This is a genomic window from Nonomuraea sp. NPDC004186, assembly GCF_053603495.1.
Genome location: NZ_JBSGFQ010000127.1, coordinates 26,257 through 34,067 on the forward strand (window position 1 = coordinate 26,257; position 7,811 = coordinate 34,067).

Genomic DNA, 7,811 nt, shown 5'->3' on the forward strand with positions numbered 1-7,811 from the left:
CTAGTCTGTAGCAGTGAGTCTGGAGGAGGATCTGGCGGGGATCGCCGGGGCGTACGGGGGGACGGGCGAGCCCGTGCTGCATCCGACGCGTACGGACGTCGTGGTGTTACGCAGAGGCGAGGTCGTGGTCAAGGCCCACTCGCAGCGTGACGACGTGGAGTCGTTGCGGATCCGGTTGCGGGGCGCGGCGTCGGCCGCGGTGACCGGGGTGATGCTGGCCCCGCTCGACCCCCAGGTGCTGGCGGTAGCGGGCCGCGCGGTGACGGTCTGGCCCGCCGGCCGGCCGGTCGCGCAGGAGGACCCGGACTCCGCGCCCTGGGAGGAGGGCGCCAGGCTGCTGGCCAGGCTGCACGCCGTCCCCCTCACCCTGCTGCCCGGCCTTCCCGCCGCCGGCGGGCCCGCGCGGGCCGCCAGGGCGGTGGGCCGGATGACCGGCGACGGCCCGGTGGAGCAGCTCATCAGGCGGACCTTCGAGGAGCTGCCCGAGCCCGACCCGCTGCCCGGCCTGCTCACGCACGGCGACTGGCATCTGGGCCAGCTCGTCCACCGCGACGACTGGCTGCTCATCGACGTCGACGACCTGGGCGTCGGCGACCCGGCGTGGGACCTGGCCAGGCCGGCCGCCTGGTACGCCGCCGGGCTGCTCGACCCGGCCGTCTGGGAGCGGTTCCTGGGGGCCTACCTGGCCTCCGGCGGGCCCGCGCTCGGCCGGGGCGACGACCCTTGGCGGCGGCTCGACGTGCCGGCCAGGGCGCTGACCGTTCAGCTGGCCGCGGTGGCCGTGGTCAACGCCGAGCGCGAGGGCCGGGAACTGGACGAGGTCGAGCATTCGTTGGTTGAGTCGTGCAACAGAATCGTCCGAGCGTGACGGGGTTGCGCGCGGTAGGTTTCAACCCTGAGACCTCGAAGCCAAGGAGAGCGACGTAGATGCAGTGCCCCAAGTGCCGCGGGAACATGCGGACCTATGAGCGCAACGGCGTTCACATCGAGCAGTGCGACAACTGCCGCGGGATCTTCCTCGACTACGGCGAGCTCGAGACGCTGACCCGGATGGAGACTCAGTACCACACCTCTCCCCCGCCGCCCCCCGCCCCCGGCCCGGCCTGGGGCGCCCCGCACGGCGGCGGCCACTACGGCGGCCACCACCACCGGCAGCGCAGCTGGGTGGGCATGCTGTTCTCGACCTGATCGCGACTCTCGACCTGATCGCGACGAGGGCCGCGCACCGGTGGGGGTGTGCGGCCTTCGCGCGTTCCGCGGTCCGGATCCGCGGGTCAGCCCGGGAAGTCGTCGGGGTCCACGGGGGAGGTGCGGGCGTTGCCGCCCGCGATCGCGTGCAGCGTGATCCGCCAGTCGTGCCAGCGGATCTGCGTGGCGGTGAACGTCGTCTTGAACTTCACCGACTTCTGGAACCTCTCGAAGCTGCAGTTACGCGTGAACGACTTGCTCTTGCCGTCCCAGTCCACGCCGTGCGTGAAGTAGACCTTGTAGCTGCCGTCGCGCACGCCCTTGACCTTGAACTTGGCGTTCTTGCGCACGTACACGCTGAAGGACTTGCTCCCGCCCTTCATGATGGTCACCACGGAGTCGCGGGTGCCGCCGTTGTCGATCTCCAGCGAGCTGCGGCCGTTGAAGGTGGCCCTCTTGATGAACGAGCCGTTCTTCAGCCGCCTGGTCTGCTTCTTGCCGGCCTTCACGCTCACGACGTCGGCCGGATAGTCGCCGGCGCTCTGCAGGGCCGCACCCGCCTTGTCGAGCGCGGCCAGCTTGGCGTCGAGGTCGATGAGGACGGCCGAGGACGTGCACAGGTTCCGCGCGCCGACCTTGCCCGCCGTGGAGCCGAGCTCGCCGGCGAAGTCGCGCAGGCTGGCCACGTACGCGTCGTGCTGGGGCCGTACGGCGTCGGGTGGGGTGATGGCGGCCAGCGCGTCCGCCGCCCCGCTCAGCGCCTGCTCAGCGCGGCCGACGCGCTGGTCCAGGGCCTTGACCCCGCGCGCGCCGGCCAGGGCGCTGATGGCGTCCGCCATCGACTTGTGCCTGCTCTGGAGCTCGCTCTTGTAGGCCTCGGCCGTGAGCGCGGCCGGGCTCGGGGTTTGCGCCGCCGTGCCGCCGCCGGCGGGCACGCCGCCGCCGTTGCCGCCGGCCACCCCGCTGACCTTCGGCTCGCCTCCGGTCGGGGACGGTAACGCCGAGGAGCACGCGCTGAGCGTGAGGGTTGCCAGGGCGAGAACGCAGGAGATCAACCGGGGTCCAGCCACCTGTCACACTATCGTCCGGTTGATCCCTGCCCGTCAATCAGGATTCGGACAGTCCGGCATTGCGATCTTGTCGCAGCCACCGGGTGATCCCGATCGTCTCCAGGAACGGCACGTCGTGGCTGGCCACGACGAGCGCCCCCTGGTACGCGTTCAGCGCCTGGGAGAGCTCGCGGACGCTGGCCATGTCCAGGTTGTTCGTCGGCTCGTCGAGCAGGAGCAGCTGGGGCGGCGGCTCGGCCGACAGGAGCGCGGCCAGCGTCGCCCGGAAGCGCTCGCCACCCGACAGCGTGCCGGCGGCCTGGTTGGCCCGCTCGCCCCTGAACAGGAAGCGCGCCAGGCGTGCCCGGACGTCGTTCACGGAGGCGGACGGGGCCACGGCCCGCACGTTGTCCACCACGCTCAGCGCGTCGTCCAGGAGGTCGAGGCGCTGCGGCAGGTAGCGCACCGGGACATGGGCGCCGTGCTCGACGATCCGCTTGAGCAGCGTGGTCTTGCCGGAGCCGTTGGGGCCCAGCAACGCGATCCGCTCGGGACCGCGCACCACCAGCGTCTCCAGCAGCGCGCCGCGCACATCGCCCTCCACTTCGTCCTCGCCGACCTCGTGGTCCCCCGGCACGCGACGCCGTTCGGAGGCGCCGGCTTCGGGAGTGCCGTGGCCCGGGGGCGGGACGAGGGGAAGGGTCAGGACCGTGCGGCCCGCCGGGACCTCGGTGCCCGGCAGCTGGATGCGGATCTCCGCGTCGTCCCGCACCGCCTGCTCGGCCTCCGTCAGCCGCCCCCGCGCCTCCTCCAGCTTCTCGATGGCCAGGTTGCGCTGCTTGCCCGCCGTCACCTGGGCCTTCCGTTTGAGCGCGTTGGCGACGATCTTCGGCGCCTTCTTGTTCTCGAACGCCTTCCGGCCGGCCCGCTGGCTGCGGTCGATCCGGGTGCGGGCGTCGATGAGCTCCCGCTGCTGGCGGCGGATCTCGCCTTCCGCGGTCCGTACCATCCGCTGGGCGGCCTCCTGCTCGGCGGCGACCTGCTCCTCGTAGGCGCTCAGGTTGCCTCCGTACATGCGCACGGCGCCGTCGCGCAGCTCGGCGATCTGGTCCACCAGCTCCAGCAGCGCGCGATCGTGGCTGACCACCACCAGCACGCCCGACCAGGCGGCGACCGCGGCGTAGAGCCGCTCTCGCGCGTCGAGGTCGAGGTTGTTGGTGGGCTCGTCGAGCAGCAGCACCTCGGGCCGTTTCAGCAGCTGGGCGGCGAGCGCGACCATGATGGTCTCGCCGCCGGACAGCGTGCCGACCGTGCGGTCCAGCCCGACGTGGTCCAGCCCGAGCCGGTCGAGCTCCGCGCGGGCGCGTTCCTCGACGTCCCAGTCGTCGCCGACGGCCGCGAAGTGCTCCTCGGCCACGTCCCCGCTCTCGATGGCGTGCAGCGCCGCCCGCGTCGCGCTGATCTCCAGCAGGTCCGACACGGTACGGCCGGCGCCCAGCGGGACGTTCTGCGGCAGGTATCCGATCTCGCCGGAGACGGACACGGATCCGGGCCGGGGGGCCAGCTCCCCCGCGATGACCTTCAGCAGGGTGGACTTGCCCGACCCGTTGGTCCCGATGAGCCCGGTGCGCCCCGCGGGGAACGCGGCGTCGAGCCCGTCGAGCACCTTGGTGCCGTCCGGCCAGCCGAAGGACACGTGATCTACAACAATGGAAAAAGACATAAGGCGGCTCCCGTCACAAAGATCGAAATTTCGTGACTTGGCGGGAAATCACCGCAAACGCGCGCAACACAAGCAGAGGATTCGGGACGACGAGGATCGCCACGAGGTCCAGGTGTGCGCGCATGCCCACGACAGGGCGGAACGGCGCGGTGCCCGCGACCTCAGATCCTCACGTCAGCTGCCCCCAGGGCTCGGCGATAAGACGTCCAAAGAGTATGCGACGCCTCGATCACCCCGCAAGGCCACGCGCCCGATGCGCCGCGACGTTGACCCGGTTGGCGCAGGCGGGAGAGCAGAACCGGCGCCGCCCGTTGCGGGAGGTGTCGACGAAGACGATCTCGCACCCGTCGCGGTCGCACCGCCCCAGCCGGTGCCTGCCCGCGAACGACATGGCCATGGCCAGCCCGCCGGCCGTGGTGTCCTTCGCCCTGGACACGACGTCCGCGCTGGGGTCGAAGAAGTGCAGGTGCGGCTCGCGCCCGTCGTGCGCGCTGACGTACGGCTTGGACGCGGTGACGTCGAGCAGATCGTTGATCAGCTTGATCTGCGTGTCCTGGTCCCGCTCCCCGAACACCGGCGACAGCCGCCCCGCCCACACCCGCAGCTCCTCGGCCTGCTCGGCCGTGACGACGGTGCGAACCAGGCGGTGCTCGGTCAGCATCGCCTCGACCGCCTCGGGGCTGAAGTCGGTCGCGTTCACCAGCTCCGCCGCGAGGGCCGCCCCGTTGCCACCGTAAGCGTTGAAATGCATAAGGCCATTACAGCAGATTGGAAGCATGCACTCCGGACACCTGCACGACCCTCTGGCCCTGGCCGTCGTCTCCTCCCACCGCACCTCCGAGGGCACGGTCTCCTACCTGCGGTGTGCCTGCGGCGTGTGGGAGGTGCGCACCTCGGGCACGGTCGCCACCGTCCCGCCCCGCGACCGTCCTCGCGCCGCCTCCCGGTAGCGCCGCTCAGGCGAAGGCGGCGACGCCCTCGTAGGCGCCTTGGCGCGCCTGGCCGGTCACCTCGTACTCCAGGAGCAGCAGGCCGTTCGGCGTGGCCTCGTGGTGGAGCAGGCGGAGGCCGGACGGGGCGCCCACGCCGGTCAGCAGCCGCCGGCCGGTCCGGACGACGGCGGGGGCGATCACGAGGCGGAGCGTGTCGATCAGGCCCGCCGCCAGCAGCGAGTCGCCGAGGCGGGCGCTGCCGTGGATCTGGAGCTCGCGGCCCGGCCGTGCCTTGAGTTCGGCGACCGTGTGGACCGGGTCGCCGTTGAGGATGGTCGTGGGGTACCAGGTCCCTTCGGTGAGGGTGTTCGTCACGACGTACTTCGGCAGGGTGTTCATCCGCCCGGTGAACGGGTCGGCCGGGTCGGTGATCTCCGGCCAGTCGCGTGCGAACGCCTCGTAGGTGCGCCGTCCGAGCAGCAGGCCGTCGGCGAGGTCGAGCCAGTCGGAGGCGCGCTGGACGAACGTCCCGTCCATGTGGGGAACGAGCCAGCCACCACGGGTGAATCCGCCGCCGGTGTCCTCCTCCGGCGAGCCGGGTCCCTGGCTGACCCCGTCGAGGGTGAGGAACTCGGTGAGAGCGATCTTCATGGCCCGCCCTCGCTGAGAGCGGACAGCTGGGCGGTGACCGTCCCCCAGCCGTCGGCGAAGCCGAGCTTCTCGTGATGGGCGCGGGCCTCCGGGTCGCCGTGCCGGACGACGATCCGGTAGTCCGTGCCGTCCGGGTGATCGTTGAGCGTGATCGTGGCGGTGATCGCGACCGGGGCGGGGCTCGCGGGACGCCACGCGCTGTCGATCGCGTTGGTGAACACGATCCGCTCGAGCTCGTCCACGGCGAGGAAGCACGCGTCCATGTGCGGGCCGAACTCGGCCCCGCCGTCGCTCAGCCGCGTCACGAACGCCCCGCCGGGCCGCAGGTCCAGGCGGTCCACCCGGCAGCGGTACGGAGCCGGGACCCACCACCGCTCGAGCCGGGACGGGTCCGTCCAGGCCCTCCACACGGTCGCGCGCGGGGCGCGGATGATCCGCTCCAGGGCAAGGTCGAGATCGGGATTCACTGCGGGTTCTCCTCCAGGAAGGCGACGAGCTGTTCGAGGCGGTCGGTGCGTTCCTCCCAGATCCGGCGCTGCTCGGCGAGCCAATCGTCGACCAGGGCGAGCCGCTCGCGGTTGAGCACGCAGGTGCGCACCCGGCCGGACTTGAGCGTGCGGATGAGCCCGTTCGATTCGAGCGTCCGCACGTGCTTCATGAACGAGGGGAGGGTCATCGGGAAGTCGCGGGCGAGGTCGCCGACGCTCACGGGCCCGCGGCCGAGACGCCGGACGACGGCGCGCCGGGTCGGGTCGGCGAGCGCGACGAACACCCCGTCGAGCTCCGCCGAATACTGTGCCATGCGGCTAAGTATGGCCACCCCGCAATAGTTAGCGCAAGGGCTAAGTATCGAGATTCACAACGATTGCCGATCAGGACGGTTCAGTACGCCTGAGCGAATACTCGGAAGTACAGATCTTCTCCCCAGGACAAGGTTTCCGATCCCTGGCACTTCTCTCAAGAGCTCGCCTTTCGTGGCCCATGTCACGATGACGCGCGAGCGACAGGGAGGGGTGCGTATGCGTGCAGAGCCGGTGCTGCCCGAAAGCGTGGCGGGCGCGCTGCTGGAGGTGGATCACGGCAGCTCGGTCATGGTGGACGGCGTGCGCATCGAGCTGGACACCCTCCTGCGCCCCGCCCAGGCCGCCAGGCTGCGGCTGGTGGCGGGGATGCCGTGCCGGTGGAGCGTGACGAGCGAGGACGGCAGCGGCTGGTTCCCGCGCGACACCCCCAGCCGGTACGACTACCACGGCCGCCCCTACTTCCACGGCGACGACATCGTCCTGGAGGTCCCCTGCGTGCCCCTGACGATCACGGTCGCCAGAGGCATGGAGTACGGCGAGGCCAGGCTGGAGCTCGAACCGCGGCCGGGCGAGGAGCGCCTGGTCGAGCTCGCCCCGCGGCGCGTCTACGACGCGGCCGCGCGCGGCTGGTACGGCGGCGACATGCACGTGCACCTCAACTGGGCGGGAGACCTGGTGGGAGCGCCCGCAGACACCGCCGCCGCACAGCACGGCGAGGACCTGCACGTGCTCAACCTCCTGGCAGGCAACATCTCCGGCAGGCGCGGCTATGACCGCGAGGCGCTGGAGCACTGGACGGACGTGGACCTGCCGTGGTCCGACGCCACGCACGTGGCCAGGATGGGCGTCGAATACCGCAACGACCTGCTCGGCCACGTCTACGCGTTCGCGCCGCGCGCCGCGCCCGGCCGCTTCCACACCGGGTTCGCGGGGGACGCCGACTGGCCGCCCAACGCCGACGGGCTGCGGGAGCTGCGCGGGCTCGGCGCGCTCGTCGGCTACAGCCATCCCTTCCGCACGCCGATCGCCGACGGCGACCCGCCCCAGGACATCGTGTCGCACATGTGGCGCGACTGCTCCGCCAGGGAGCTGGTCGCCGACGTCGCGCTCGGGCTCGTGGACAGCCTCGACGTGCTCGCGCACGCCTCGATCCCGTCCACGGCGGCGGTGTACCGGCGGCTGATCGGCGCGGGCAACCGGCTCGCGGTGACCGCGGGCACGGACTCGATGATCTCCTTCACCCGTTCCGACAACCAGTCGAACCCGCCCGGCTGGGCTCGCGTCTACGCCCAGGTCGAGGGCGCGCTGACCGCCAGGTCGTTCGCGGCGGCCGTACGCGCGGGCCGGACGTTCGCCACCACCGGCCCCTGGCCCCTCCCAGTGTCCTGATGTGCCGGGACGTGGCACACAGCGGAAGCCTGAACGCAGACACGGAAAGCGTCAAGAAAAGCAATCCCATAGTCCC

Annotated in this window: 10 protein-coding genes; 4 read left to right on the forward strand and 6 right to left on the reverse strand. The window is 71.4% G+C overall.

What is annotated here, in order from left to right:
* Nucleotides 1-13 precede the first annotated feature (13 nt).
* Both ACWEPL_RS54755 and ACWEPL_RS54760 read left to right on the forward strand, forming a co-directional pair.
* Nucleotides 14-868 carry a phosphotransferase gene (locus tag ACWEPL_RS54755; protein WP_350726656.1) on the forward strand — a complete coding sequence of 285 codons (855 nt, stop codon included), beginning with the start codon at nt 14-16 and terminating at the stop codon, nt 866-868.
* A 59-nt stretch (nt 869-927) separates the two neighbouring features.
* The gene (locus ACWEPL_RS54760) at nt 928-1,188 is read left to right on the forward strand and encodes a TFIIB-type zinc ribbon-containing protein (protein ID WP_350726654.1); all 261 of its coding nucleotides are present in this window, start codon (nt 928-930) and stop codon (nt 1,186-1,188) included.
* Between the two features lie 86 nt (nt 1,189-1,274).
* Here the strand turns inward: ACWEPL_RS54760 and ACWEPL_RS54765 are convergent, their stop codons facing one another.
* The 3 genes from ACWEPL_RS54765 to ACWEPL_RS54775 all read right to left on the reverse strand — a co-directional run bounded on the left by ACWEPL_RS54765 (nt 1,275) and on the right by ACWEPL_RS54775 (nt 4,711).
* Complete coding sequence (locus ACWEPL_RS54765) at nt 1,275-2,258, reverse strand: hypothetical protein (RefSeq protein WP_363964097.1); 984 nt, start codon at nt 2,256-2,258, stop codon at nt 1,275-1,277.
* 37 nt (nt 2,259-2,295) lie between these two features.
* Nucleotides 2,296-3,960: an ABC-F family ATP-binding cassette domain-containing protein gene (locus ACWEPL_RS54770; RefSeq protein ID WP_452441269.1), complete on the reverse strand. Its 1,665-nt coding sequence runs from the start codon at nt 3,958-3,960 to the stop codon at nt 2,296-2,298.
* 229 nt (nt 3,961-4,189) lie between these two features.
* Nucleotides 4,190-4,711 carry a CGNR zinc finger domain-containing protein gene (locus ACWEPL_RS54775; protein ID WP_350726648.1) on the reverse strand — a complete coding sequence of 174 codons (522 nt, stop codon included), beginning with the start codon at nt 4,709-4,711 and terminating at the stop codon, nt 4,190-4,192.
* A 25-nt stretch (nt 4,712-4,736) separates the two neighbouring features.
* Here ACWEPL_RS54775 and ACWEPL_RS54780 point away from each other — a divergent pair, with 25 nt between their 5' ends.
* Nucleotides 4,737-4,910, forward strand: a complete 174-nt coding sequence (locus ACWEPL_RS54780) for a hypothetical protein (RefSeq protein ID WP_357727966.1) — start codon at nt 4,737-4,739, stop codon at nt 4,908-4,910.
* 6 nt (nt 4,911-4,916) lie between these two features.
* On the opposite strand, the gene ACWEPL_RS54785 is transcribed toward ACWEPL_RS54780, so the two are convergent.
* From ACWEPL_RS54785 to ACWEPL_RS54795, 3 genes are read right to left on the reverse strand one after another with little or no spacing between them, the layout of a single operon-like run.
* On the reverse strand, nt 4,917-5,543 hold the full coding sequence (locus tag ACWEPL_RS54785) for a dihydrofolate reductase family protein (RefSeq protein WP_452441270.1): 627 nt from the start codon (nt 5,541-5,543) through the stop codon (nt 4,917-4,919).
* Nucleotides 5,540-6,010 (reverse strand): SRPBCC domain-containing protein, encoded by a 471-nt coding sequence (locus ACWEPL_RS54790; protein ID WP_363964092.1) that lies wholly within the window; start codon nt 6,008-6,010, stop codon nt 5,540-5,542. Before ACWEPL_RS54790 ends, ACWEPL_RS54785 begins: the two co-directional genes overlap by 4 nt.
* Nucleotides 6,007-6,345, reverse strand: a complete 339-nt coding sequence (locus ACWEPL_RS54795) for an ArsR/SmtB family transcription factor (protein ID WP_363964090.1) — start codon at nt 6,343-6,345, stop codon at nt 6,007-6,009. Before ACWEPL_RS54795 ends, ACWEPL_RS54790 begins: the two co-directional genes overlap by 4 nt.
* Nucleotides 6,346-6,562: 217 nt before the next feature.
* Between ACWEPL_RS54795 and ACWEPL_RS54800 the strand changes: the two genes are divergently transcribed.
* A complete protein-coding gene (locus ACWEPL_RS54800; protein ID WP_452441271.1) occupies nt 6,563-7,735 on the forward strand; it encodes a CehA/McbA family metallohydrolase in 1,173 nt (390 codons plus the stop codon).
* Nucleotides 7,736-7,811: the final 76 nt, after the last annotated feature.

What these genes read in the sequence shown, in the direction of transcription:
- ACWEPL_RS54770 (WP_452441269.1), bottom strand. Translation starts at nt 3,960, where the DNA reads ATGTCTTTTTCCATTGTTGTAGATCACGTGTCCTTCGGCTGGCCGGAC.
- ACWEPL_RS54775 (WP_350726648.1), bottom strand. Translation starts at nt 4,711, where the DNA reads ATGCATTTCAACGCTTACGGTGGCAACGGGGCGGCCCTCGCGGCGGAG.
- ACWEPL_RS54760 (WP_350726654.1), top strand. Translation starts at nt 928, where the DNA reads ATGCAGTGCCCCAAGTGCCGCGGGAACATGCGGACCTATGAGCGCAAC.
- ACWEPL_RS54795 (WP_363964090.1), bottom strand. Translation starts at nt 6,345, where the DNA reads ATGGCACAGTATTCGGCGGAGCTCGACGGGGTGTTCGTCGCGCTCGCC.
- ACWEPL_RS54780 (WP_357727966.1), top strand. Translation starts at nt 4,737, where the DNA reads ATGCACTCCGGACACCTGCACGACCCTCTGGCCCTGGCCGTCGTCTCC.
- ACWEPL_RS54785 (WP_452441270.1), bottom strand. Translation starts at nt 5,543, where the DNA reads ATGAAGATCGCTCTCACCGAGTTCCTCACCCTCGACGGGGTCAGCCAG.
- ACWEPL_RS54800 (WP_452441271.1), top strand. Translation starts at nt 6,563, where the DNA reads ATGCGTGCAGAGCCGGTGCTGCCCGAAAGCGTGGCGGGCGCGCTGCTG.